22 protein-coding genes and 2 riboswitches are annotated in these 23,994 nt (G+C 42.9%); of the genes, 9 read left to right on the forward strand and 13 right to left on the reverse strand.

Annotated features, from left to right (window positions below; all coding sequences use genetic code 11):
* Nucleotide 1: 1 nt before the first annotated feature.
* The 10 genes from LVD17_RS09230 to LVD17_RS09275 all read right to left on the reverse strand — a co-directional run bounded on the left by LVD17_RS09230 (nucleotide 2) and on the right by LVD17_RS09275 (nucleotide 12,016).
* Nucleotides 2-2,230, reverse strand: a complete 2,229-nt coding sequence (locus tag LVD17_RS09230; protein WP_233766266.1) for a TonB-dependent receptor plug domain-containing protein — start codon at nucleotides 2,228-2,230, stop codon at nucleotides 2-4.
* 109 nt (nucleotides 2,231-2,339) lie between these two features.
* A riboswitch (cobalamin riboswitch) is annotated at nucleotides 2,340-2,546 on the reverse strand.
* A gap of 60 nt (nucleotides 2,547-2,606) precedes the next feature.
* Entirely contained in the window at nucleotides 2,607-3,431 is an 825-nt protein-coding gene (locus tag LVD17_RS09235; protein ID WP_233766267.1) for a (2Fe-2S) ferredoxin domain-containing protein, read from the reverse strand.
* Between the two features lie 4 nt (nucleotides 3,432-3,435).
* Complete coding sequence (locus tag LVD17_RS09240) at nucleotides 3,436-4,434, reverse strand: ABC transporter ATP-binding protein (protein ID WP_233766268.1); 999 nt, start codon at nucleotides 4,432-4,434, stop codon at nucleotides 3,436-3,438.
* A gap of 6 nt (nucleotides 4,435-4,440) precedes the next feature.
* A complete protein-coding gene (locus LVD17_RS09245) occupies nucleotides 4,441-5,475 on the reverse strand; it encodes an iron chelate uptake ABC transporter family permease subunit (protein ID WP_233766269.1) in 1,035 nt (344 codons plus the stop codon).
* Nucleotides 5,476-5,481: 6 nt separating this feature from the next.
* Complete coding sequence (locus tag LVD17_RS09250; RefSeq protein ID WP_233766270.1) at nucleotides 5,482-6,624, reverse strand: ABC transporter substrate-binding protein; 1,143 nt, start codon at nucleotides 6,622-6,624, stop codon at nucleotides 5,482-5,484.
* Between the two features lie 113 nt (nucleotides 6,625-6,737).
* Nucleotides 6,738-6,943: riboswitch (cobalamin riboswitch) on the reverse strand.
* Between the two features lie 2 nt (nucleotides 6,944-6,945).
* Nucleotides 6,946-8,043 carry an ABC transporter substrate-binding protein gene (locus tag LVD17_RS09255; protein ID WP_233766271.1) on the reverse strand — a complete coding sequence of 366 codons (1,098 nt, stop codon included), beginning with the start codon at nucleotides 8,041-8,043 and terminating at the stop codon, nucleotides 6,946-6,948.
* A complete protein-coding gene (locus LVD17_RS09260; protein ID WP_233766272.1) occupies nucleotides 8,030-8,590 on the reverse strand; it encodes an AAA family ATPase in 561 nt (186 codons plus the stop codon). The genes LVD17_RS09255 and LVD17_RS09260 overlap by 14 nt, the downstream gene beginning before the upstream one ends.
* Nucleotides 8,578-9,507 carry an adenosylcobinamide-phosphate synthase CbiB gene (cbiB, locus tag LVD17_RS09265; RefSeq protein ID WP_233766273.1) on the reverse strand — a complete coding sequence of 310 codons (930 nt, stop codon included), beginning with the start codon at nucleotides 9,505-9,507 and terminating at the stop codon, nucleotides 8,578-8,580. The genes LVD17_RS09260 and cbiB overlap by 13 nt, the downstream gene beginning before the upstream one ends.
* The gene (locus LVD17_RS09270) at nucleotides 9,489-10,508 is read right to left on the reverse strand and encodes a pyridoxal phosphate-dependent aminotransferase (RefSeq protein WP_233766274.1); all 1,020 of its coding nucleotides are present in this window, start codon (nucleotides 10,506-10,508) and stop codon (nucleotides 9,489-9,491) included. The genes cbiB and LVD17_RS09270 overlap by 19 nt, the downstream gene beginning before the upstream one ends.
* A complete protein-coding gene (locus LVD17_RS09275) occupies nucleotides 10,505-12,016 on the reverse strand; it encodes a cobyric acid synthase (protein WP_233766275.1) in 1,512 nt (503 codons plus the stop codon). The genes LVD17_RS09270 and LVD17_RS09275 overlap by 4 nt, the downstream gene beginning before the upstream one ends.
* A 255-nt stretch (nucleotides 12,017-12,271) precedes the next feature.
* On the opposite strand from LVD17_RS09275, the gene LVD17_RS09280 reads away from it, so the two are divergent.
* The 4 genes from LVD17_RS09280 to LVD17_RS09295 all read left to right on the forward strand — a co-directional run bounded on the left by LVD17_RS09280 (nucleotide 12,272) and on the right by LVD17_RS09295 (nucleotide 15,886).
* Entirely contained in the window at nucleotides 12,272-12,865 is a 594-nt protein-coding gene (locus LVD17_RS09280; RefSeq protein ID WP_233766277.1) for a Crp/Fnr family transcriptional regulator, read from the forward strand.
* A gap of 53 nt (nucleotides 12,866-12,918) precedes the next feature.
* Nucleotides 12,919-13,530, forward strand: a complete 612-nt coding sequence (locus tag LVD17_RS09285) for a succinate dehydrogenase/fumarate reductase transmembrane subunit (RefSeq protein WP_233766279.1) — start codon at nucleotides 12,919-12,921, stop codon at nucleotides 13,528-13,530.
* Nucleotides 13,531-13,613: 83 nt separating this feature from the next.
* On the forward strand, nucleotides 13,614-14,501 hold the full coding sequence (locus LVD17_RS09290) for an alpha/beta fold hydrolase (protein ID WP_233766281.1): 888 nt from the start codon (nucleotides 13,614-13,616) through the stop codon (nucleotides 14,499-14,501).
* A gap of 812 nt (nucleotides 14,502-15,313) precedes the next feature.
* Entirely contained in the window at nucleotides 15,314-15,886 is a 573-nt protein-coding gene (locus LVD17_RS09295) for a DUF3592 domain-containing protein (protein WP_233766283.1), read from the forward strand.
* Here the strand turns inward: LVD17_RS09295 and LVD17_RS09300 are convergent, their stop codons facing one another.
* Nucleotides 15,887-16,249 carry a cupin domain-containing protein gene (locus tag LVD17_RS09300; protein WP_233766285.1) on the reverse strand — a complete coding sequence of 121 codons (363 nt, stop codon included), beginning with the start codon at nucleotides 16,247-16,249 and terminating at the stop codon, nucleotides 15,887-15,889.
* A gap of 255 nt (nucleotides 16,250-16,504) precedes the next feature.
* On the opposite strand from LVD17_RS09300, the gene LVD17_RS09305 reads away from it, so the two are divergent.
* The 3 genes from LVD17_RS09305 to LVD17_RS28480 all read left to right on the forward strand — a co-directional run bounded on the left by LVD17_RS09305 (nucleotide 16,505) and on the right by LVD17_RS28480 (nucleotide 21,321).
* Entirely contained in the window at nucleotides 16,505-19,156 is a 2,652-nt protein-coding gene (locus tag LVD17_RS09305) for a DUF5916 domain-containing protein (RefSeq protein ID WP_233766287.1), read from the forward strand.
* Between the two features lie 169 nt (nucleotides 19,157-19,325).
* On the forward strand, nucleotides 19,326-21,074 hold the full coding sequence (locus LVD17_RS09310; RefSeq protein ID WP_255702572.1) for a TonB-dependent receptor plug domain-containing protein: 1,749 nt from the start codon (nucleotides 19,326-19,328) through the stop codon (nucleotides 21,072-21,074).
* Entirely contained in the window at nucleotides 21,055-21,321 is a 267-nt protein-coding gene (locus LVD17_RS28480; RefSeq protein WP_255702573.1) for a TonB-dependent receptor, read from the forward strand. The genes LVD17_RS09310 and LVD17_RS28480 overlap by 20 nt, the downstream gene beginning before the upstream one ends.
* 2 nt (nucleotides 21,322-21,323) lie before the next feature.
* Here the strand turns inward: LVD17_RS28480 and LVD17_RS09315 are convergent, their stop codons facing one another.
* Nucleotides 21,324-21,539 (reverse strand): KTSC domain-containing protein, encoded by a 216-nt coding sequence (locus tag LVD17_RS09315; RefSeq protein ID WP_233766289.1) that lies wholly within the window; start codon nucleotides 21,537-21,539, stop codon nucleotides 21,324-21,326.
* Nucleotides 21,540-21,564: 25 nt separating this feature from the next.
* Between LVD17_RS09315 and LVD17_RS09320 the strand changes: the two genes are divergently transcribed.
* Nucleotides 21,565-22,458, forward strand: a complete 894-nt coding sequence (locus tag LVD17_RS09320; RefSeq protein ID WP_233766291.1) for a DNA-3-methyladenine glycosylase family protein — start codon at nucleotides 21,565-21,567, stop codon at nucleotides 22,456-22,458.
* A gap of 4 nt (nucleotides 22,459-22,462) precedes the next feature.
* On the opposite strand, the gene LVD17_RS09325 is transcribed toward LVD17_RS09320, so the two are convergent.
* The gene (locus LVD17_RS09325; RefSeq protein ID WP_233766292.1) at nucleotides 22,463-23,137 is read right to left on the reverse strand and encodes a uracil-DNA glycosylase family protein; all 675 of its coding nucleotides are present in this window, start codon (nucleotides 23,135-23,137) and stop codon (nucleotides 22,463-22,465) included.
* 181 nt (nucleotides 23,138-23,318) lie between these two features.
* On the opposite strand from LVD17_RS09325, the gene LVD17_RS09330 reads away from it, so the two are divergent.
* Nucleotides 23,319-23,903, forward strand: a complete 585-nt coding sequence (locus LVD17_RS09330; RefSeq protein ID WP_233766294.1) for a T9SS type A sorting domain-containing protein — start codon at nucleotides 23,319-23,321, stop codon at nucleotides 23,901-23,903.
* The last annotated feature ends 91 nt before the right edge of the window (nucleotides 23,904-23,994 follow it).

Genomic DNA, 23,994 nt, shown 5'->3' on the forward strand with positions numbered 1-23,994 from the left:
ATTAGAAATTGTGGGTGTATTTTACCTGCATATTGCGGCCGGGCATGTTAAAACCTCGCTTTTCGTAATAGTTTTCATCGGTGATGTTATTGGCCAATATCATGAGTCTGCCATTTTCATTTACCGGAAAGGCGATGGAGAAATCAAGCAACATAAAAGCCGGATATTCTATTTCCGGCCGGTTGATATAATCCGTCCAGTCCGTATCATATCGGCTGCCTACATACCGGGCAGCCAGGCGGGCATCAAACTTATAGTTGGTGTATTCCAGGCCATAGGTAAGCGTCAGGTCCGCTACATTGTGCACCTTCTTGGTTGATATTTTATTTTCCTGAGTATATGCGGTATTACGGAATTCTTCTTCCAGTTTGATATATTTTACCGCATTTACAAATATTTTGAAGGAATATTCGTAACCTGCCAGTGCACCAAAATCCCAGGATACTGAAGTTTCCAGGCCGGACATGGTAGCAGCTTCTGCATTGATGTAGGTAGTGGTGGAGGCTATGGTGTCGCCCTCATGGGTAATCTCGATTGTATTTGATGTTACTGTTGGCCCTTGAGTGATGCGGTCCTTTACGCGGGTGCTGAAATAGGTAACATCGGCACTTAACCCGTTCTTTTTATTTAAGTAGCCTACGCCTCCATCTATTGTGATGCCCCTTTCCGGCTCTAAATCAGGGTTGCCATAGGAAATGTTTACCTTGCCCTTAACATTAACTTCCCTACCTGGTCCGCTGATACTATAGCCTGCCACGTTATAGGCATCCGGAGTTACGAATGCACTCCCTGCACTTGCATGTATATCAAAGTTTTTTGGGAGTTTGTATTTTAGTCCAAGACTAGGATTGAATACCTGGTGCGACTCCTCGGCACCTTTATAAGTATCTAAAAACCGGGTCTCCTTTACATCGAAGGTGATGTTATCTACCCGGGTTCCGAGTGTGGCGAATAACTTGTCATTCAAAAGTTTCAGGTGAGCCTGGGCAAATATGGCCGTTGAGTAAATACCGTAGTTTGGTGAGTTGGGCGCTTTTTCTGAGCCATCATTTGAATTGAAACTTTCCGATGTCGTGTTAGACCTGTTATAATCAAAACCATAGGTTAATATGTGTTTACCAATGTTATAGCTGCCCTGCAATTGAAAGCCCACCCATTTATTAGTTCTCTTTGAGGTAACGTAGTCTGAAACAATCCCTGCACTTACTGACCTGTAATCGGAATATTCCAAACTATTATAGGCCCTTAAAGATATCTGGTGATTGGTATTTATTTTACCCTCAACTTTCAGGTCTGCACCGTAGCGGTAAGGGTTTTTAAGGCTTTGGCTGGTATTGCCGTAAAAATAATCTCCCGGGGTTTGCACGTTACTTGCGGAAAAGAATGTACCACTTATGGAGGCTCTCCAGTTTCTGTGAAATTGATATCCGAAGCGAATGCCACCACTTTGGTATTGATAGGTGGTGTATTCCCGCTCTTCACCATCACCATAAACGTCATTGGCCACGGTGGTGGAATCTACTTCATAATCGGTGCTATAGTATGTTCTGGTAGCTTCGTCCCAGCCAAATTTATCCCTGAAGAGGTTATCATGTCCGTGGCGGTAGTCTTTATCTTGTTGAAGATGCTTCAGGTTTATATCAAAGTCCAGTTGCTCACTTAGGTTTCCTCCTACGTTTAAGCCTAGCTCAAAAGTATTATAGCTACCAAAACTGGCGTAGAGCGATTTTTTGATTTCACCTACCGATTTTTTGGTAACAATATTCACCACACCTCCCATGGCCTGAGAGCCGTACAATGAGGAGGCGGCTCCTTTGATCACCTCAATACTTTCAATGTTATCGAGGTCTATAGTTGCCAGGTTGGTGGCGCCGGCAGGTCGGCCGTCGATCAGCAATAAGCTGCGCTGGTTCAAGCCGGAAAACTGTGGGCGATACCCTCTTATGCCTATACCTGAAAGCAGGCCCGGGTATTGGATCACGTCTACACCAGCTTTCTTTTTAAGTACGTCAGCAACATCTTTTGAGCCGGATTGCTGAATTTCAGTGTCTGTGATGACCTGTACCTGTTGAGGCAGATCTTCTTCTTTGGCTTTCACGCGTGAGGCGGAAATTACAATTTCCTCTAATTCTCGTGAGAAAGCATTTGAAGTAGTGTCAGATTGAGCATGGCCCCTCATGGTGCAGAGGGATAATAGGAAGCAAAGGCATCCTAAGAATGTTTTTTTCATTTTACAATGGTTTAAATAATTACTAAACCATAGCAAAAGGAAGAATAGCGATGTGAGGAAGTACCTAAAATAAATTAGAACCGACCCATGAGCCTTTCGTCCGAAAGCTATGAATATTATACTTTAGGCAGGTCTTCTGGCTCGTCCCGACATTTGTTGCCTTCCCATCCCAATATTTTAGGACAGTGGCTTGGTTAACAAATGCCATGATTCTAATAGAAACAGGACACACAGCTACGGAGATAGCTCCTGATTTTAACAGGATTCCCTTTTAATTCCGGAAACTAATCCGGAAACCAAAAGCGTAACAAATGTATAAAAATTACTGACAATGATGATCTGTTCATCTTAATTATGACAAGCAGTTTTTACTTTGTCAAATACTGGTAACAGCCACCATGCCAGGCTCATTAATTTCCAAATAAATTTTGCAAAAGTGTCTCCAAAACAGCTTTTCATTGCTGTTGTCAAATACCAAAAGCTGGGTTTCTCCAACCTTACTCTTAAACCGGACACCATACTGGTTTTGGTCTATAGACCTAAAGGCTTCGGCAGTGCCTATTCTACGTTTTTTGTAAGCGATTCCATCATCTTTAGAAGGTATACCTATGGCTAACTGTACCTGCCATTGGGCAGTGCTGGCTGTAAACCATTTGTGATCGTAATTCAATTGTACGGTTGCAGGAATGCTGACAGCCTTTGGTGACACCTGCGGTATAACCAGCTCAACATCATCCTTATACTTTTGAAAAATATCTTTGAGCATCGGGTAGAGATTTTGCTCCCAAGGGTCAGCCTTTGCCATGAATACCAAACCCAACTCAGCATCGTTTGCTTCTTCAAAAAACTTGGCTTCGGGAGGTGCAAGCGGGTTGTCTGATGCCACCTGCGACATACCGGGAGCATACAGGATGTTTTTGTTAACCGGCTTGCCCAGTTTAATATGTTGCTCCACCAATTCGATACCCTTCTCTACGGTCAGGTTTTTATACCAGGTGTTTTCCGGCATTACGATCAGTGTCGGTGCATCTTCGCACCGGCCATTACACATGGTTTTTACTGTGTGGACCTGATTATAAAGTCCCTCGGACTTCATGTAGGCCCTGATTTCTGATGTGATCTCCTCAGCTCCTTTTCTTTTGCACGATCCGCCGTTGCAAAATAATATGCAGTGTGAAGTTTTTCCCAGGTCTTTTCCCATACCGTTAGTTTTGATATTGTGTTATCGATCTTAGTTCTGTTTTCAGCTCTTGTATGGAGTTAAGTTCCACTTCGCTATTATTGGCTTTGATGAGCCAGTTATTATCCGAATGCTGGCCTATATGAATTTGAATATCGCAGTAGCCGTTGTCCAGTATTTCAAACCCCTCTTTTTCCAAAGCTTTTCTGGTCCAGATAGCGGTGGTTCCCATGCCATGCAAACTCACTTGCTTGTTGAGTCCGTATTTGATTTTAAAGTTTCCGGTCTGGTTATCGAACTCTACATTTTCACCTTTGAAGGTTTTCTCCATCATGCCCGCCAGCACCAGGTCTTCGGCAGATCCGGCGATTACGTTTCGATCTTCTGTAATGAGCCAAACAGAGTCAGCCAGCTGAATGGCCATTTCCAATTCATGGGTAGAGAGCAGAATGGCTTTATCTGTTTCCTTAGCCAATGTCTTCAGTAATGTGAGCAGGTTTACCCGGTTATTCACATCCAGATGTGCCGTTGGCTCATCTAATACCAGCAACGGTGTATCCTGTGCCAGAGCTTTGGCTATCATGACACGTTGTCGTTCTCCATCGCTTAGCTCCCCGATGAACCTGGAAGAGAAGTCCTCAACTTTTACCAGTTCCATAGCTACTTGTATGGCCATCTGGTCCTGCTTGGTAAGGTGCCCTAACCAGTTGGTGTAGGGTGTTCTGCCCAAGGCAACTATTTCAAAAACAGTTAGGTTGACCGGAGTTAGTTTTTGAGAAAGCACCATGCCAATGCAAGTGGCCAGTTGCCGTGGAGTTAGTTTATTGATAGCTTGCCCTTGAATGAAGGCTTCGCCTGACACTGCTGGTATTACGCCGGTAAGCGTATGTAAAAGGGTAGACTTGCCTATACCGTTTGGCCCTAAAAGGCAGGTCAGTTCTCCCTGCTTAAGGTGGAGATTGAGGTTTTGGATGAGGGCCTGCTTTCGATAACCTATAGATAAGTTTTTGGTTTCCAGTATCATGGCTATTTATATTGAAGTTTTCATCATTCGCGAACGGATAACGACCGAAATTACGATCGGGGCACCAAGCAGTGCGGTTACTGCATTGATGGGCAGGGTGGTTTGCTCACCAGGCATTTGAGCGATCATATCGCAAATCAGCATAACTATAGATCCGATTAATATAACCGAGGGTATGAGAATACTGTGATTGGCGGTTTGAAAAACAGCTCTTGCAATATGAGGAATGGCTAAGCCAATAAAGGCCACGGGTCCACAAAATGCTGTAATGCTTCCTGCAAGTAAACAAGAGGCTATAATTACAACGATTCGATACTTTTTTATAGATATGCCCAGCCCTCTTGCATACTGCTCCCCCAGCAAAAAGGTATTCAGTTGCTTTTGAGAGATGAATGCTAACAATATGCCGAGAAGTACAATCGGAGTTAAAATTTGTAACTGCTCCCAGGATACTCCAGCCAGACTCCCAAACGTCCATATGACATATGCCTGTATTAATTCAGCGTCGCTAAAAAATTGAAGCACGCTAACAATCGCACCGCTGGCACTCCCCACCATGAGTCCAACGATAAGAAGTGAAACATTGTCTTTAACCTTTGCGGAAACTAAAAGTACAAATGAGAGTACTGCGGAAGAACCCAATACGGCTGCGACTACTACTCCCCAATTTCCTAACTGGTATAGTATATTGAAAACGGAACTGCCCGACATGACCAATAGCGCCACTCCCAGGCTGGCTCCGTTGCTGATACCGAGTACAAATGGCCCTGCCAAAGGGTTTCTGAATAAAGTCTGCATCAGAAGCCCCGCCACTGACAAGCCCGACCCAACCAGGAGAGCCGTCAAGGCTTTGGGTAGTCGAAATTCAGTAATAATAAACCCCCAGCTTTCCTTTTCGAGCGGTTTGCCTGTCAACGATTTCATTACCTGATCGAGAGGTATGTTGACTGTGCCATATCGAATATCCAGCAAGAACAGGATGATCAGGAGTATTATAGCGAGGGTATAGAATGCTATGTATTTGGAAGGGACAAATCTCATGGAGGATTAATTGAGTTTTTTATAATAGATAAGCTGGTGATCAGGGAATTTCTCTGGATGTATAATCTTTATTAAATCCTTAAGTATTAGATGTGGATTGACCAGACCTGTTTCCCAATAGTCGTTGGCTCCTGTTTCATTAATGCGGCCATATATGTTATAAACTTTCTTTTGCTGAAAAGCCGAGAACCGGGTATATCTTTCATCGTGATCGATAAATTCGGCGAGCTCGGTAAAACCTCCGGGATTGATCCAGATATCGGCATTGAGTTGTTTGTCTATAACCGTTTCAAAGCTTAATGGTATGCTTCCTCTTGACTTATCTGAGAACCAATAGTAAGAGGCGTTGGCATCTTTTAAAAGTTGTGCTGCATAGCTATTGCCTCCGGGCATGGACCAGGTGTCTTTGTATTTGGCCCCTGCGAGTACAGAAGGTTTGTCACTCACAGCAATGGCTTCTGCTTTTATTTGTTCATACTCATCTTCGATATGATTGAAAATGCTATCTGCCATAGCATCCTTTTCAAGAAAGGCTGCCATAAATTTTAGCCATTCGGCCCTGGCAAGTGGCGAGCTTTCCATCCATTCAATATTATAAGCAATGGGTACTCCTGATTTTTCCAGCAATTTCAGGTTATCGTGTATCTGGGCATGTCCGGTGGTCATCATGAGATCCGGTCGAAGGTCAATAAGGGTCTCAATATTTAAATTTTGGGTGTTTCCAACTTCTGCGATTTCACCATTTAAAGCCCGCTCTTTGATGGATGGATTATAGATATAGTCCAGTGTACTATGCCCAATGAGTGACTGCTCTGCCCCAAGCGTATGCAGTAGTCCGAGATGTGTGGTAGATAAGGTTACGATACTGGAAATCGGTATTTCGACTATAAAAACGTCCTTAGGCAGGTTTTCCGGTACAGGATCACCTTTATGGATTAGGATATAAGTGGCGTATAATGCAGTGGTATCCCAGGGGTTTTGGACTGTAATTTTCTTAAAACCATCCTGTTGTTTTATGCTAAAAAGTGATGCATGTTTAAGTTGGACAGGCTGGCGGGTCGGCAACGTAGATGTACCTTCCTGCTTTGGCGAATTGCATGCAGCCACAAGGCATATCAACACGGATAAACATCTGATAACGAGCTTCATTTTTAAATAATTTGCCCGGGGAAATGGAATCAGAATGACGCAACAAAAGATTTGCAGTACGCAGCAAAAACTATGTAGGATCTTCTAATCAGCACTTTTCTCCCGAAAGTTTCGATTACTATGTTTTACTGGCAGGTCTTCTGGCTTGCTCCAATGTTAACGGCCTTCCCATCCCGATGTAGAGACAGTGGCTTGTGATTTGGTTAACATTTTACAGAGCTTACAGCTGCGGGGACAGCTCCTGATTTTAACAGGATTCCCTTTTAATTCTGTTGACGAAAGTATCTCATCAACAAACACCAATGCTCAAATGTATATAAATTACTTTATTTGGACATAATAGTTAAGACTATCATTTTTCATCACAATGTGTCTTAGGTCTTCCAGCACCTTTTCAGGATGTACAAATCCTGACTGCCAAAAGTCATTTTTGCCATATTGGCTCAACCGGCGGTTGTTATTGTAAATTCGGAGCCGCCCGCCCAGATATTCCGGAGGCAGATTGAGCTCGGCAAGCTGACTTATGGTATTCATTTGGCTGCCCGGATGTAGCCAGATATCACATTGCTGAAGTAACTCAATTACTGTTTCATGAGATAATTTAATATTGCCGGGGTTGGTATCTTCCTTAAGTATGTACTGGCCACCAGCATCTTTGATGAACTGCGCCATATAACTATTGCCCCCGGCTACATACCAATTGTCCTTCCACATATAGCCTACAAAGAATTTAGGAGCACTATCTCTTTTGTTAAACTGAGATTTTATCTTCTCATAGTTATCAGCTTGTTGGTTAAACAGGGTAAAGGCTACATTTTCTGTTTTTGTAAATAGAGAGAGGTATTTTATCCACTCCAGTCTCCCTAAAGGGTGGTTTTCCGTGTGGGCGGAGAAGAGAATAACCCGGAGGCCAAGTGCTTCCAGCTTTTGGTTTACATCCATCGAGTTGCCAACGGCAGACTCTATGATCAGGTCGGGCTGGAGGTTAATTAAAAGCTCATAGTTCAAGTCACCACCTTTGCCTACTTCATTCACACCCTTATTGATAAAATAATTTCTCAAACTGTCATCAAAAACGTCCTCATACGAGGGAATGCCTACAATTCTATCTTGCAAACCCAACTCACTGAGCATATTTATGTGTGTAATGGAAAGGCAAACAATAGCACGCGCGGTAAAGCCGGAGTCTATATTAAATGTTTTCACTACGGTACTGTCACTGTTTGACCACGGGGCATTTATCTTAACCTCCGTGGCCCCGGATTTAAGATAGTCAGCGCCAAACCTTGATGCATGCGACAGGTCCAGGGCTTGTTTTTGTACAGGTGCTTCGGTTTGTGCCGGAGTACATTTCAAAAGGGTACCAAAACATAATATGATCAACAGGTTTTGGACGATACGGATATCAGGCAATGTCATAGCTATACGTGTGGAGTTTGGTAAGAATCATTTCAGCCCTTTGGCTTACGGGCATCAAAGGTATCTCATGAAGTGTAAAACCTAAGGACTGATAAACTTTAATAATTGATCTGTAAATCTTATTCGCTTGTGCGTATGTTTCTCTCCGTTCATGATCATTCACAAAAATGGACGGATGAATGGGTAGTATAAAGGCGTTTTTGTTATACCCGGCATTAGCCACTGCCTGGGTGTATGGGGGCGGTATGGGTAAATTACACGAGTCCAGGTTGGCAATAATATCGGGTAGAGCGCGATCGAAGAAACATAGTGCTGAATCTGTTTGAACCATGTGCTCTTTAACCATGGTATCAAAAGTAAGGGTGCAAAAATTTTGCATATCACCCCATGGGAGGGCATTGGAAGATATACTTAATTGTTGTCTGATAATTCTACGAGAAACTTCTTCATAACAGTTGAAACCCCGACGGCCTAACTCATGGAGCAAGGTTGTTTTTCCTGCGCTTGCAGCTCCTGTAATGATAAACTTGTTGCTCAGATTATCCATTGAATGCCGATAATTATGATGACAAAAATGAGCGTGACGGCATGGTTGATCATGGCCACTTTGTTTATCTCGTTAGGTGCAATGGCTCTGCTATTGCCTCCTATGAATGGCTTTTCAACTAATTTCCCATGATAATAATTGGGGCCGCCAAACTGGCAATTTAAAATACCGGCAAGGGCAGATTCCGGGTAGCCGGCGTTCGGGCTACTGTGTTTGTTTCCGTATTTGATTATATACTTCATGCCTCTTCTGCTTAGGGTCAGCCCGACCATTAAGAGGGCAGTGACTCTGGCGGGCATAAAGTTAGTGATATCATCAAGCTTTGCTGCAAACCTGCCAAACAGAAGAAAACGCTCATTTTTGTAGCCTATCATAGAGTCAAGCGTATTGATCATTTTGTAGGCCAAAGCACCGGGAACACCTAAAATGGCATAGTAAAATAAAGGTGCTATCACCCCGTCACTCAGATTTTCCGATAGTGTTTCAAATACAGCCAGTCGGATTTTATTTTCGTCTAACTGATCCGTTTCTCTCCCTACGATCCAGGAGAGCCTTTTCCTGCCAGCCTCAAGACCCTGAGCTAAAGCAGCAAATACAGCTTTTCCTTCTTCAATCAGGCTTTTGTTGGCAAGGGAAAAGAAAAGTAGAATGGTGGCAATAGGGTAATAGATGTAAGTGAAAGGCCTGATGAAGTGTATTAAAAAGTAGCATGTAGTAAATACCCCACCTGTTAAAAGAATAGTTAAAACCGCACCTTTTATCAACTTGTGCCTGCCGTTGTTCAAATGTTTTTCACCAAAGTTGATGCTATGACCAAACCACCTGATGGGATGCGGAAGCCATCTGGGATCTCCCAAAATGAGATCTAGCACGTAGGCGGCTAATAATGGAAGAACAACTAAATACTTTTGCTCCATGTTTTGAGGGCATTAACTAACAACAGGTTTTTCTCTTCCGTTTGTGGCGATATTCTGATATAGTGTTGATCCAGACCATGAAAGTTAGAGGCGTCCCGAACCAGAAGCCGGTGCTCATGGGCCAGATATTGCTTTAAGTCTGAAGCCAGGGGTTTCTTCAGTTTGATGAGGAAGTAATGTGTTGATGAGGGTAACACCTCCAGTTCTTCAATCTGGCCCAGTTCTTTCTGAAGTTTGTGAGAAAGCTCCATGATAGCTGAAAGGTCAGGCTTAATGTCCGTGTAGCTATCAAAAATGAACTTACCGGCCTCTATCGCCATCTGGTTTACGTTCCAGGGCATTTTACAGGCTAGTATTTTTTGCTGCATGGCCGGGCTACACAGCATGTACCCCAATCGCAAGCCGGGTATGGCGAAGAGCTTGGTCAGTGATTTAACAATAATAACATTATCGTGTACGCCGATCATATCCACACAAGAAGGTGAATCGCCCATCACAAAATCCCCATAGGCTTCATCAATAACAAATACGGTATCCGGGTGGCAGCTTACCAACCGGTCAAGTTCTGCTCTGGTTGTAACTAGCCCGTCAGGATTATTAGGATTACAGATGAAAGCCAGTGTTGAGGTTATGCCCGATGTGGATAACTTATGTCGGGGCATGTGATTTATCTTTATCGCATGGCTTTCGCAAGCGGCTTCATATTCTGAGAAAGTAGGGAAGTAAATGGTTGCTGAGCTATTGCGAAAAGCATGTGCAATTAAATAAAAGGCCTCTACAGCGCCGTTTGTTACCACCACATTTTCACTTTCAATATGATGATGTAGTGCTATTTGAGAAGTAAGGCTCTGGGCATCCGGAGCAGGGTAACTCTGTAAATTGCCGAGTACATTTTGCAAAGCGGCGACTAAAGCCTGATGTGTGCCGTCATGCCAAACATTAGAACTGAAGTTAGCCCTAAAGTCAAAATCAAAATTGTATAGATCGTCTCCGTGGCTCATCTATCACGTTCCTCCTGGTGTTCATGTAGTACGGGAGACGTTACGGTGGACTTGATATAGTCTATGTCCATGCATTCGCGCAGCAAACTAGCCAGCTTATCGAACTGCTCTTCTTTGTATTCCTGATGTGACTGTAGTTTTACTTCGGTAACATCTAACCCGGAAAGTAAGTGATCAACAACTACAGGGTTATCAAAAATACCATGTATGTAGGTGCCCCAGCATTTGTCGTTGAGGTAGAAGCCGTCAGTCTTTCCGTTACGGATTTGATTTACGGGTTGAGAGCTGCCTTCCAATACCGCTGTTTCTCCCATATGGATCTCATATCCTGAACAATCTTTAGTGGAGGACAGGAAATTGAAACTGACCTGTTCGGTTGTTTTATTACCCAGCATGGTAGTTGATACAGGCAGGAGCCCGATACCCGGGATAGCACTGGTTACTCCTTCTACGCCATCTGGGTCGTGAATCTCCTGCCCAAGCATTTGATAACCCCCGCAAACACCTACAACCTTTTTCCCTTTGGTATAAGCAGAAAGTATTTCCTTAACCAGTCCTTTTTTACGTATTTCCTGTAGATCACCAAGGGTGCTTTTAGTGCCTGGAATGATGATGATATCAGCCTCTTTTAGTTCCTCAGGTTTGTCAGTATAGTATAAGTGTATCCGTGGGTCTCTTTCCAGGGCATTAAAATCCGTGAAGTTTGACATTCTTGAAAGCAGTACCACGGCAACATTGATGACCATTGCTTTACTGGAGAAATTCTTGTTTACGATAGTTACCGCGTCTTCTTCTTCAATGTGAATATCTTTAAAATAAGGTACCACGCCGACTACGGGTACTCCCGTGATCTCCTCCAGTATCCGTTTGCCATCTTCAAACAGCCTGATGTCACCTCTGAATTTATTAATAATAATGCCTTTGATCAATTTGCGCTCTTCTGCCGTGAGCAACTCCAGTGTACCGTATATGCTGCCAAAAACACCACCCCGATCAATATCCGCAATCAAATAAGTAGCAGCGTTTGCTTTCAGGGCTACTCGCATGTTGGTGATGTCCCTTGCTTTCAGGTTCAGCTCTGAGATACTTCCCGCCCCTTCTATTACTACAGGTGCATACCGTTGGTTGAGGCGGTTAAAAGCTTCCATTACAATGTCAAAAAGCTTATCGCGGTCAGTTTGCCTGAAATAAGAAAGTGCAGATTGGTTTCCTGCGGGCTTGCCATTGATGACCAATTGCGATGTTTGGTCACTGTTGGGCTTTAACAAAATGGGGTTCATGTCCGTATGAGGTGGAAGGCCGGCAGCATCGGCCTGCACAGCCTGTGCTCTTCCTATTTCTTTGCCATCCGGAGTAGCATAGCTGTTGTTAGACATGTTTTGGCCCTTGAAGGGTGCCGGCTGGTAGCCGTCCTGTTTCAATATCCTGCAAATGCCTGCGCATAGGATACTTTTACCGACGTCAGAGCCTGTACCTACAAACATTAAGGGGCGTAAATTATCTGTCACAACTACTTATTTTATCTGATTTTTGGAAAGCCGGCTTAATCCCCGGAGTCAAATTGAGCTGGAAAATTATAACTAAACTGATTAAGCTCAATAAAGTTTGACAATTCTTTGGTGCAATAAATTGATCCGGGCTTAGCTCATGTGAGAAGGAAGTTGTCAAATTTAGTGGGTCTGGGCTTGGTATGTTACGCGCATAGTGCCGAGTTTTGAGCATAAGGGACCGTCCATAAAAGTCTAACATCCTGAGTTTTTCAAATGAAAGTAAATATTGATATCAATCAGATCGTTGAAACGATTAGTGACAGCTACTCTCCGTTAACAGCCGCCTGCAAAGCGGACCTTGCTAAAGGGCTTAAAGTGCTTGACTTCGACAGGTCTGCCATTCTTGTCAGGGAGGGGCAGTATGCAGATAAAAGCTATTTTATTGTAAAAGGATGTGCCAGGGCGTATTATTTAAAAGATGGCAAAGATATTACTGACTGGTTTGCTTTCGAAAATGACTTTATAACTGCTATCAACAGCTTCTTTCTGAATGTTCCCAGCCCACATTTTATTGAAATATTAGAACCGGGTATTTTACTGGAGCTTTCAAAGGATAAGGTAGAGCAACTTTCTGATAAATACCATGATTTTGAGCGGCTTGCAAAAGTTGTGGTTACCAAAACGCTCCTTCAACTACAACAGCGCGTGGTATCCATTCAGTTTGAAACTGCGCTACAGAAATATGAAAACCTGTTGAAGATTCGGCCCGATATTACTCAAAGGATTCCCCTGACCCATATAGCATCATACCTGGGTATTACCCTGGAGACTTTAAGCAGGATCCGCAACCCAAAAAATGGAATTTGATCTATGTCAAATGCCTAGAAGCATTTATGCCTGACCTTTGAACTCAAAAAGACATGAGGAAAATTCATTACTTATCAGGCATTATACTCACCATTTTTATTGGTCTGCACTTGTTCAACCATATAACTGCTATATGGGGTGCCGATACTCACATTAAAGTGATGAGCATGCTACGGCACTTTTATCGCAACCTCTTTGCTGAGGTGATTTTGTTAGCCGCTGTTTTTGTTCAGATGTTTTCTGGTTTCACACTGTTCAGGCGGCATAGGAAACGTACTACTTCCAAATATGAAAAATTACACCTATGGTCAGGGTTATATATGGCTGCTTTCCTCACCATCCATTTAAGCGCTATTTTCTTTGGCAGAATGGTGCTGCACCTTGATACCAACTTTTATTTTGGCGTAGCCGGACTGAATGCTTTTCCTTACAATTTGTTTTTCATCCCTTATTATGGTCTTGCCATCTTTTCATTTTTTGGTCATTTAGCAGCTATTCACCATAAGAAAATGAATCGGTTTATCCTTGGCATATCACCGTCCAGGCAGTCCGGATTGATCTTGATTGTGGGTACTGCCTTAACTATTTTAATATTCTATGGGCTGACCAATCAGTTTCAAGGGGTGACTGTGCCAACTGAATATGAAGTGCTGATAGGAAAATAAACAGGTATTACAGACAAATATTTTTTATCTGCTGACATAGGGTTGACAGTTTTAGCTATTACTATTGCGTAAACAATTATCCCATGAAAAAACTAATACTAGCTGCGGCTGCCTGCCTGTCGATAGCAGGTGGAGCCTACGCTCAAACCCCGAACCCAATGAAGAAAGAACAAGTCAGCATTAACGACAAAGTAAAGATCAATTACCTGCAAAGTGGTAGCGGAGACACAACGTTACTTTTTTTACATGGCTGGTGCATTAACAGCGGCTATTGGAAGGATCAGATTACCCATTTCAGCAATGACTATAATGTATATGCCATGGACTTGCCGGGTTTTGGCAAATCTACTGCAGAAGGCAGAACGGAGTGGACAATTAAGGAATATGCAGATGATGTAGTTGGGTTTATTAAAGAAGAAAAACTTAAAAATGTAGTAGTTATAGGCCACTCGATGTCAGGTGATATCATGTTACACGTGGCCATGGATCTGCCGTCAGAAGTCATCGGGCTGGTGGGTGTTGATAACTTCAAATTTGTAGGTGTAGAGTTCTCTCCAGAGGATATGAAGTATCTGGAAAATTATTTCAAGGCACTTGAAAGTGATTTCGCCAAAAATGCACCTGCATACTCTGAGAAAACGCTGTTTCAGCCGTCTACTCCGGCAGAAGTAAAAAAAGCTGTTATGAATGATATAGCCAACACCGACCCTACTATCGGCTATAGGTCATTAAAAGACCTCATGCAGGGCTTTGGAAGCACGGCTGAGCTGCTTCAAAAATTACCCTTGAAGCTCTACCTCATCAATAGCACGGCTGAGCCTACTTATGCGGAGGGGCTGGAAGCAAATTGTAAGAATGGATTCCAGATTGAGTCGGTCGGTGCAACAGGCCATTACCCTATGGTTGAAAGTCCTGAGGTTTTTAACAGTGCATTAGATAATATTTTGCAATCAATACACCAGACACATTAGCAAAACGAAATAAGTAACTAGTTCAACCTGGGATAAATTTCTCTATTTGAGACCCGAAATGAAGCAACTAACCTTAAAATATGCGTTTTGGAAGCACTTACATGTTGGCACGGCTGTTGTTTTAGTTTATTCGGTTAGGTTGAACAAAAGCTGTTATTTCGTTTTTAGTTGGTTTTAACGAAAACAGTCAGAAGCCGCCCTCTGGTAAAGGGCGGCTTTTTTTATTTTCATTCCTGGTCATCCCTCCTTAATTCGATCCTTTTACAAGTTGAAGTTATGCGCTGGAAACAGCGGAATAGTCGCTGTCTTGAGCACTTACCACTGCCAATGTTACAAAGCGGTAAAACTTTACCAAACTTTCAAAGTTTAGTAAGGCTACCCTTTAATCAGTTCGCTATTAGTAACAATGATCCAATCTGAAATATGGTGCATGGAGTCGCTCTTTAAACGGAAAATAAAATACTCAAATCGGGACAGGCTTCTCTATTTGAAACTAACAAAGGCTGATATTTTGCTTAAAATCAAGTTTTCCTGCACATTTAAGTGTTGGCACGGCTGTTGTTTTAGTTTATCCGGTTAGGTTGAACAAAAGCTGTTATTTCGTTTTTAGTTGGTTTTAACGAGAACAGTAAGAAGCCGCTCTCTGGTAAAGGGCGGCTTTTCTTATTTCATATCAGACTGCAAGACAGTTATTGCAACTACAGTCGTATTTAAATTTCCATATCCAATAATTTCTGAGACCTTGCCAATTGCTCTTGCCGATTGCTGTTAACGGGACTGGTATAAGTTCAAAAATATCATTAAATTGATACATGGAAGTTGCAGAAGTTCAAAAGCAATATATTCGGGGACTCCTGATCAAGGGTCGTAAAATAGAAGCTATTAAATACCTCCGAACCAATTTTGACTTAACCTTAAGAGATGCCAAACGGCTTGCCGAGTTAATTGATGAAGATATCGCTGATGATGAGTATATCAGAAGGCCAGGACCATTTAGTGGTGGTGGAGTTGCCATCCTGACTATTGTCTTTGGATTAGTTGGTGTTATCATGCTTGGGGTGGCGATCCATTTGTACACTTCCAATCGCAGTTTTGTCAGGGAAGCTGAGCAGACAGTTGCTATTGTGGTAAGCAACCCTTCCCAGCCGGTATTTGAATATGAAATTAACGGCCAGATATACACTTATTATTCCAACGTAGAATCCGATCCCCCCAGTTACTCTATGGGTGAAGAGGTACCGATTTATGTTAATCCCAGTAACCCGAACGATGTGCTTATCAATACCTTCATGGATCGCTGGTTTCTCATTTCGCTGCTCGGAGGCATGGGGGTAATCTTTCTCGGCGTTAGTATGCTGGTGTTTTTTGCAGCACGAGCCCGTTAATTATATCCATTCCAACTCCTTCACCGTCAACTCGGACTCAACCTCGCCTGTATGCGCCGTTGATATGGGTTCAAATAGCATAACATGGCACTCTTCCTCAGCTACAGGCAGGTGCTCCACCCCTTTTGGCACTACGAACATTTCTCCTTCATTCAAATCGACTTTTCCATCTCTGAAGTGCAGCGTCATGCTGCCCTTTACAATTAAAAACATTTCGTCTTCGTTGGCGTGACTATGCCAAACCATCTCTCCCTTTAGCTTGGCGAGCTTTACATACTGGCCGTTCAGCTCCCCCACAATCTTTGGTGTCCAGTATGCGGAAAAACGGGAGAACTTTTCTTTGAGGTTTACCTTGGGCTTCATAATCTTCAAATTAGTAGTTATAGTTTGTTTAAGGTACGTGATTTTGTCTCAACTTTCATTATCTGCTGCTATTCATGATGTTAAATTCTGCTTTCATCACGTTATTGTCTCTCAAGATCACCTGATTGCTCTCCGTCTGTGTAAAGAAATATGGTGTTTGTCACAAATAATAATCTATTCGGCATAAGAGCTTCGTTAGCCTGTAACTATTGCGGATAATAGCAGTAATAACTTATAAGGTACAAAGCTCTAACAATGAAGTTTCTGCTTCTTTTTTTTATTAATATTTCAATCGTTTTCGGCGGCTATGCACAAGATCCTGCTGTTAAATCTTATACTACGCAGCGCATAACGGGAGAACCACCTAAAATAGATGGCAAAGCGGATGATAATGCCTGGGACCTGGTTCCCTGGGGAGGTGGTGATTTCACGCAGCGTACGCCAGATGATGGTGCTGCCCCTTCCGTTCAGACACAGTTCAAAATTCTCTACGATGCTAAAAACCTCTATGTGCTCTTTAAGAACCTTGACCCGGAACCCGCCAAAATAGTTAGTCGTATGTCGAGGAGGGATGGTTTCGAAGGCGATTTTGTAGAGGTGAATATTGATAGTTACTATGATAAAAGAACAGCATTTTCATTTACAGCATCAGTTTCCGGTGTAAAGGGAGATGAGTACGTATCTAACAACGGGAATAACTGGGATAGCAACTGGGACCCTATCTGGTACCTTAAAACGAGCATTAATGATGAAGGTTGGATTGCTGAGATGAGGATTCCTCTTAGCCAGCTTCGTTTTGCCGATAAGCCGGAGCACGTCTGGGGTCTGCAGGTCACACGGCGTTTCTTCAGGAACAACGAGCGCTCCAACTGGCAGTATATACCTCAGGATGCAGCAGGCTGGGTGCATTTGTTTGGAGAGCTGCGGGGATTAACCGGTATAAGGCCCCAAAAGCAATTGGAAATACAACCTTACGTACTCGCGAAAACAGAGCGGTTTAAAAAAGAAGAGGGTAATCCTTATGCTACGGGCTCATCCTCAGACATTGACTTTGGTCTTGATGCAAAAATTGGTATTACCAGCGATATCACTCTGGATCTCACAGTAAATCCGGATTTTGGACAGGTTGAAGCCGATCCCTCGCAGGTGAATTTATCCGCATTCAGGCTTTTCTTTCCAGAACAGCGGCCCTTTTTTATTGAAGGTAGTAATATCCTCACCTTTCCAGTTTCCAATTCGGGAAACAACAACCTGTTTTATTCCAGGCGAATAGGCCGGAACCCTCAGCAGTCTATTGATACTGACGATGATGATCTGGATGGCGACGGAGAAGCGGACGATGACGATGTGGATGAATTTGTTAAATCATCTACCAACTCGCGAATATTGGGAGCGGCTAAAATAACAGGTAAAAATAAGAATGGTTTTTCATGGGGAATCCTGGAGTCCGTAACGGCCGTGGAGACTGCTGAAATAGATAGCCTGGGCTATACCCGGGAAGAAACTATTGAACCTCTGACCAACTATTTCGTCGCCCGGGCACAGCAGGATATTAATAAAGGAAACACTCTTGTAGGAGGAATGATAACAGTAACAAACCGAAAGATAGAGGAACCGAAACTGAACTGGCTTCATAAGTCTGCCTATACGGCTGGTCTCGATTTTACGCAATACTGGCTCCAGCGCACTTATTTCATCACTTCTAAAATGATAGTAAGCAAGGTAGAAGGAAGCGCGGAGGCAGTGACTTCGACACAGAAGTCACCCGAGAGGTTCTTTCAGCGCTCAGATAATCACCACACCAAGCTTGATACTACCAGAAATGAACTGACGGGTACAGGAGGCACCCTTGTTTTTGGTAAAAGAAGTGGAAAAGTTATTTATGATGTAGGCTTTAACTGGTTGTCGCCCGAACTGGAGTTAAACGATATTGGGTTTCTCGGTCAAACCGATATGATGACCCAATGGCTATGGGTCCAGTATAGAAAGCTCAAGCCATTTGGTGCATTCAGGTCATTACGTGTTAATCTCAATCAGTCCTCATCATGGGATTTTGGAGGTGTAAATACGGAGAAAGATATGGATATGGAAACCAACTTTGAGTTTAAGAATTTCTGGTATGGAGGAGCTGGTTTTTATGTGCGCAGTTATTCTATTTCCAATGCCGATTTACGGGGAGGCCCCGCCCTGACTTATCCCGGCCGTTTTGAATACTGGGCCTGGTTAGGCTCGGATACAAGGAAAAAATTTAGCGTAGAAGTAAATCCCTGGTGGGGTTTCGGCTTTGACGACAACCAAAAGAACAGGGGTTTATGGGTCAATTTCATATATCGCCCAAGCAATGCCTGGAATATCTCCCTCAATCCAAGCGTAAGCAATAATGTGGATAAAATGCAATATGTAACTACTGTGGATAACCGGGGTGGGGATGAGTACATCATTGCTCAAATTGATCAGACCACTTACAATATGTCCTTTAGGATGACTTATATGATCACCCCCAATATGTCGATCCAATATTGGGGACAGCCCTTTGCGGCTTCTGGCAGCTACTCCGAGTTTAAGAAGGTGACAGAACCGGATGCAGAAAAATATTCCAATCGGTTTGTTATAGTCGGGAGTACTTATGATTCCGAAAATGATGAGTACCTGATCGACGAAAACCTGGATGGTGAAACAGACTATACCATAGAGAATCCTGATTTTAATTTTGCCCAGTTCCGCTCCAACATGGTGCTCAGGTGGGAATACATTCCGGGGTCAACATTATTTCTGGTCTGGACACAAAACCGCTCTGAATCCCCAGACAACCATAGCCATACTTTTGCGCATCTCTATGGAGGCTTATTTGATAAAAAACCGCATAACATTTTCCTTTTAAAGTATACTTACAGGTTTATCTTGTGAGGCTGAATAAAATATTAGGGAAGTTATTTCTGCCTGAAGGTTATTATTTGCAAGAAGCCATTCCAGCCTGCTAGTGGCAAAGGGTCAACAAAAATGCCTGAAGACATGCTTTTAAACTGAATACTGTTTATCTTATATAGGCATTTTGGATATTTTTCAAGTTGGCCGTATGCGAATCAGACGTTACGCTTATCTTTTAAGTTCATTGATGTTTTTGTCCTTAGGTACTGTATCTCAGGCTCAGGAAGAGGATTTGGATCAATATTTTGAAATGTCACTGGATGAGCTGATAAACCTTGAGATTTCGGTTGCTTCCAAAACTGCAGAAGCCTACATCAATTCACCCTCCTCAGTTTATGTGTTTACTGCTACGGAAATTGAACGCATGGGTGTAAGGTCGGTGGAAGAATTGCTTAATTATGTTCCCGGCTATTTTACCGGTTTGGATATTGAACAAGGCAAAGCCTACCGTATAGGTGCACGAGGCAGAAGCACGGCATTATCAGAGTCGGTTTTATTTCTGGTCAATGGAAACCGGCTCAACGATCTTTATACCGGGGGAGTTTCCATTATCAACAGACTGATCCCTGTTGCAAATATTAAGCAAATAGAAGTGATCCGGGGGTCGGGATCTTCACTGTACGGTTCAAATGCCTTTTTGGGCGTTGTAAATATTGTCACCAAGGAAAATGTTAATGATATTCAACTTTCCTATGGCAACCTTCACAGTGTCTCCGTAGCCGGCAACTTTTCCAAGTCTTATGAAAACATAGATATAAATGCTTTTGTAAAAGGCTTTTCAAACGACGGCTATGAGTTTGATGATTTTACTGATCTCGTAGGCAGAACCTCAGACATGACAGATCAGGAACGTGGTTTTGATGCCATGCTCGGGGTCAATTATAAAGGTTTGAGGGTAGAGATGCGGCACCATGAGAGAGAGTTCAAGGGTTTTTACGGCCTGGGTGGTGTTGCTGACTTTAATAATTCCGAAGAGTCATTTCAAACCATGATCAACCTTTCTTACAGGCTGGCGATAAGCGAAAAACTAAAGCTCAATTTCAAAGTTGGCCGCAGAGTCGAGACTTGGAAGACCAAGGCTGTTATATTTCCGGCCGGATACGATGGCTGGACAGAAGACTTTTTTGCCGGGCCTTTTATGAAGAGTTCGGCCAATAACCTAAATGTGGATGCTGCATATTTGCTGGCAGACAAAAACGAACTGCTTACCGGCCTGTCTTACGAGCAGGGGGGAATTTCCAAGGCCGTATCACTTACCACCCATGATTATGTGGAATTTAATTACTTTGGAGGTATCAGGGAGTATGAACTGCCTTTTAACAATACAGATGACCGGCGGCATGTATGGGGTTTTTTTGTTCAGGATAAACATTCCTTCAATGATCAATTAAAATTAACTTTTGGTGCTCGCCTCGATAGCTACAGCGACTTTGGTACAAGCCTTAATCCTCGGGGAGCGATCATTTACAATACACCCTGGAAGGGAATATTGAAGCTGATGTACGGCCAGGCTTTCAGGGCTCCAAACTATCTTGAGCTTTATGATCAGAACAACCCGGTCGACTATGGCAATACAACACTCGACGCAGAAGAGATAAAGACCATGGAAGTGGCCTACACGCAGAACTTTACCATACTTTCAGCTACAGCCACCTACTTCCACAATACTATCGAGAACCTCATCTTTCTTGACCCGGATGCACCCCCTGTACGAGCGGAAAATAACCCGCTGCTCGCACCCACTTTCTATAATTTGCCAGGAAACATCAATACCTCCGGCGTGGAGGTAGGCGTTACTTACCGGCCTTCTGAAAAATTTACTTTTACTTGCACCTTTAGCGAGCTTATGGGTGCATGTTACATACATGCCCGAGAGAATGATTTCTGTCAGGACTAATTTTAAATTCTGGAAGTTAAACCTAAACATCAATGGAATATATCATGGGGATATCAGGGAGGTGCCTGACCAGTCAGGGTATGTGGTGCTCAATACCAGGCTGCACGTTAAGTTTGATGACCTCACTTTTTTCGGAAGTGTGAATAACCTGACGGATGAACTTTACAGAACACCAACCACCCTTTCTGATGTAGGTGTGGTAAATCGTGGCCGTTTATTGTCCTTTGGTCTAAAGATTAATTTATAACTTCAGTCCACCTTATATTCCTCGTGCTGAAATTTAATGTATTGATTAAAGTACGCCCCTATGGAGCCGGCCCGCATCAGTTCTTCATACTCAGCTTTAACTACATCATAATATTGGTAAATGCCACCGTGATCAACAAATTCTACTTCAAGCAGTTCTTTTGATACATCGTAGCCAATAGAGACAATAGCACTGGAATTAACCGGTATCCTTTTCATAGTTTTGTTCGTAAAGAAATAATCAATGCACATACAAATCCCCATCCCCGAACATTTTAGCTACAAGGAGTGCCTTTGGTACCTGGACAGGGGCTTTGATGAATGCCTTTACACCATTAAAAACGAAAGGATATATAAAGCTGTTTCCATTAATGGCCAAAAGGCTTTACTCGAAATCTCAGCTGTTCCAAATGCCCTGCAAATCAGCAAATTGACCACTGGCGCTATGCCAGAACTTGCCATTGTTGATTATGTAAACTCCTGGTTTGATCTGGAAAGGGACCTGAGCGGATTTTATGCCTTGGCTGCTAATGATCCGTTGCTCAACCAGCTAATGCCAAAATATACTGGCCTCAGGCTGATAGGAATTAATGACCTTTTTGAGGCACTTTGCTGGTCGGTGATTGGTCAGCAGATCAACCTTAAGTTTGCCTACAAACTTAAAAGGGCTTTGGTTGAGCGATTTGGTAGTTATGAGGATTTTGAAGGGGACCGGTATTTTTATTTTCCCTCACCGGAAGAGTTGTCCACAGCCACCAAAGAAGATCTTCTGAGTATACAGTTTTCGAGGCAAAAGGCAGATTATATATTAAAGCTGGCAGAGGTTTTTGCAGAAAACAAAATTTGCAAAAGCGAACTTCAACAGCTTAGCCTTAGTGAGGCTGTGGTGCAGCTATCCACACTGCACGGCATAGGTGCATGGACGGCCAATTACGTGGCTATGCGATGCCTCAGATTTATGGATGCTTTTCCTATGGGAGATGCCGGATTACAAAATGCAATCCGCAGCCTGTGGGGTCAGAAGGAAAAACCTACCATGGTACAGCTTCAACTGCTTTCCAGGCAATGGTCGGGCTGGCAGGCGTATGCTACACTGTTTTTATGGAGATCGTTAAGCGAAAAAACAGATACAATTTGATTTTCTAATCAATTGTTCGGGTGAGTTTTGTGGTGTACTCCTGTACAAACTCATCCAGTCTTTTCAGACGGTATTGCATGATCCATCGAGGGTGAGGCAGAGGAACTATCTCCTTAAATAGTTTGTGCCGGGCATTTAGCTTTTTAAGATATGCAATGTTTTTGCCCATACCCAGGCTAAATGCAATGTCCTTTGCTCCAAATTCCAACTGCTTTTTCATTTCTTCCACTATGTATCCTTCAAGCGCTTCCTGTAGCGCAGGGATATCGTAATAATTGAGGTTCTTACCATCCTTTACAAAGCCAAGCGGCGAAACAGACGTAAAATAGAAGTTTTTGTAGAACACCTCCGGTCCGCCGATAGCATTGATCATTTGATAGATGAACCTGGAGGATAATTCCGGTTTGGGGTCAAAACTATTTTCAATGTCCAGTTCTTCTTTTAGCCTTATCGGGTCAGTAAATGGTATTCCGGTCGAGCCTCCGCCAAAGCGCCCGGGGTTAATGCCGATCAGGAAAGTGCGCTTTTGTTTATCGTCAAAGTACTTGTTATAAAAAGTATTGAGAATAGCGCTGACTTCGCTGTCATCAAACGGGTAAAGTACCTCTACACCTTCCGGTAGTTGCTGAGGTATGGAAATATTGCTGTAGTACTTAAGTATATTTTCTGCGTAAGTCATTCGTAAAGTTATCCAAAACCATCACAACCAGGGCGGTAATCCTGTAAATGAAGTTAATTCAGTTTTTCATAGTACCCGTCCGGCGGCATTATTTATCCGTTTATCAAAATATTTTAAAGTCTTTGCAACCTTTACCCCTGTAAAGTGCGTCTTATGTGTAGGTCAAAAACAACAAATAAGTATGAAAATTTTAACAACACTGGTAGCCCTGCTATTGGCGGGCACCGTATACGCTAATGTAAACGGTGACGAAAATTTAGCTCCAAAAAAGAAAGTCGCCATCGTTAACAATGTAGAAGCTAAGTACAAGCTCGTCTACATTAACGAAAATCAGGGCGCAGTTTTAATCAATATTTTTAATGACAAAGGTTCGAAGGTTCATAGCCAGACAGTATTGAACAAAGAAGGCTTTGCCCAGCAGTTCGACTTTACTTCGTTACCGGAGGGTTCGTATACTTTTGAAGTAGTACATCCTGATGGTTCTGTAGAAGCAGAGACTATTAACTACACAAAAACACCGGCAGCAGCTTTAAAAGCCAATGTGCTAAGTGTGGATAATGACAGGAAGTACAGGCTGGCTGTGCTAAACAATGCAGGACCCGTGGATGTAAAAATTTTTGACAACAATGACAGGCTCGTCCATGAGTCTACAGTACGTCACCCTCAGGGCTTTAGGAGAATTTACGACATGAAAGACCTTAAAGGTTCTTTTTACAAATTTGAAATCACTGATAACAATAGCACAGTAACACTGGTTACTCAATAAGTTTGTTTTGTTTAGGTAATGGGGCTGTACCGTGTAATACCGGTCAGCCTCATATTTTTTTCACCCAGCCGGGCAATGTGAAATTTACCAT

This window comes from Fulvivirga ulvae (genome assembly GCF_021389975.1).
Lineage (GTDB): Bacteria > Bacteroidota > Bacteroidia > Cytophagales > Cyclobacteriaceae > Fulvivirga > Fulvivirga ulvae.

What these genes read in the sequence shown, in the direction of transcription:
- LVD17_RS09325 (WP_233766292.1), bottom strand. Translation starts at nt 23,137, where the DNA reads ATGACTTACGCAGAAAATATACTTAAGTACTACAGCAATATTTCCATA.
- LVD17_RS09280 (WP_233766277.1), top strand. Translation starts at nt 12,272, where the DNA reads ATGAAAGTAAATATTGATATCAATCAGATCGTTGAAACGATTAGTGAC.
- LVD17_RS09305 (WP_233766287.1), top strand. Translation starts at nt 16,505, where the DNA reads ATGAAGTTTCTGCTTCTTTTTTTTATTAATATTTCAATCGTTTTCGGC.
- LVD17_RS09295 (WP_233766283.1), top strand. Translation starts at nt 15,314, where the DNA reads ATGGAAGTTGCAGAAGTTCAAAAGCAATATATTCGGGGACTCCTGATC.
- LVD17_RS09240 (WP_233766268.1), bottom strand. Translation starts at nt 4,434, where the DNA reads ATGATACTGGAAACCAAAAACTTATCTATAGGTTATCGAAAGCAGGCC.
- LVD17_RS09235 (WP_233766267.1), bottom strand. Translation starts at nt 3,431, where the DNA reads ATGGGAAAAGACCTGGGAAAAACTTCACACTGCATATTATTTTGCAAC.
- LVD17_RS09300 (WP_233766285.1), bottom strand. Translation starts at nt 16,249, where the DNA reads ATGAAGCCCAAGGTAAACCTCAAAGAAAAGTTCTCCCGTTTTTCCGCA.
- LVD17_RS09330 (WP_233766294.1), top strand. Translation starts at nt 23,319, where the DNA reads ATGAAAATTTTAACAACACTGGTAGCCCTGCTATTGGCGGGCACCGTA.
- LVD17_RS09260 (WP_233766272.1), bottom strand. Translation starts at nt 8,590, where the DNA reads ATGGATAATCTGAGCAACAAGTTTATCATTACAGGAGCTGCAAGCGCA.
- LVD17_RS09250 (WP_233766270.1), bottom strand. Translation starts at nt 6,624, where the DNA reads ATGAAGCTCGTTATCAGATGTTTATCCGTGTTGATATGCCTTGTGGCT.
- cbiB (WP_233766273.1), bottom strand. Translation starts at nt 9,507, where the DNA reads ATGGAGCAAAAGTATTTAGTTGTTCTTCCATTATTAGCCGCCTACGTG.
- LVD17_RS09290 (WP_233766281.1), top strand. Translation starts at nt 13,614, where the DNA reads ATGAAAAAACTAATACTAGCTGCGGCTGCCTGCCTGTCGATAGCAGGT.
- LVD17_RS09230 (WP_233766266.1), bottom strand. Translation starts at nt 2,230, where the DNA reads ATGAAAAAAACATTCTTAGGATGCCTTTGCTTCCTATTATCCCTCTGC.
- LVD17_RS09245 (WP_233766269.1), bottom strand. Translation starts at nt 5,475, where the DNA reads ATGAGATTTGTCCCTTCCAAATACATAGCATTCTATACCCTCGCTATA.
- LVD17_RS28480 (WP_255702573.1), top strand. Translation starts at nt 21,055, where the DNA reads ATGATTTCTGTCAGGACTAATTTTAAATTCTGGAAGTTAAACCTAAAC.
- LVD17_RS09270 (WP_233766274.1), bottom strand. Translation starts at nt 10,508, where the DNA reads ATGAGCCACGGAGACGATCTATACAATTTTGATTTTGACTTTAGGGCT.
- LVD17_RS09255 (WP_233766271.1), bottom strand. Translation starts at nt 8,043, where the DNA reads ATGACATTGCCTGATATCCGTATCGTCCAAAACCTGTTGATCATATTA.
- LVD17_RS09315 (WP_233766289.1), bottom strand. Translation starts at nt 21,539, where the DNA reads ATGAAAAGGATACCGGTTAATTCCAGTGCTATTGTCTCTATTGGCTAC.
- LVD17_RS09320 (WP_233766291.1), top strand. Translation starts at nt 21,565, where the DNA reads ATGCACATACAAATCCCCATCCCCGAACATTTTAGCTACAAGGAGTGC.
- LVD17_RS09310 (WP_255702572.1), top strand. Translation starts at nt 19,326, where the DNA reads ATGCGAATCAGACGTTACGCTTATCTTTTAAGTTCATTGATGTTTTTG.
- LVD17_RS09285 (WP_233766279.1), top strand. Translation starts at nt 12,919, where the DNA reads ATGAGGAAAATTCATTACTTATCAGGCATTATACTCACCATTTTTATT.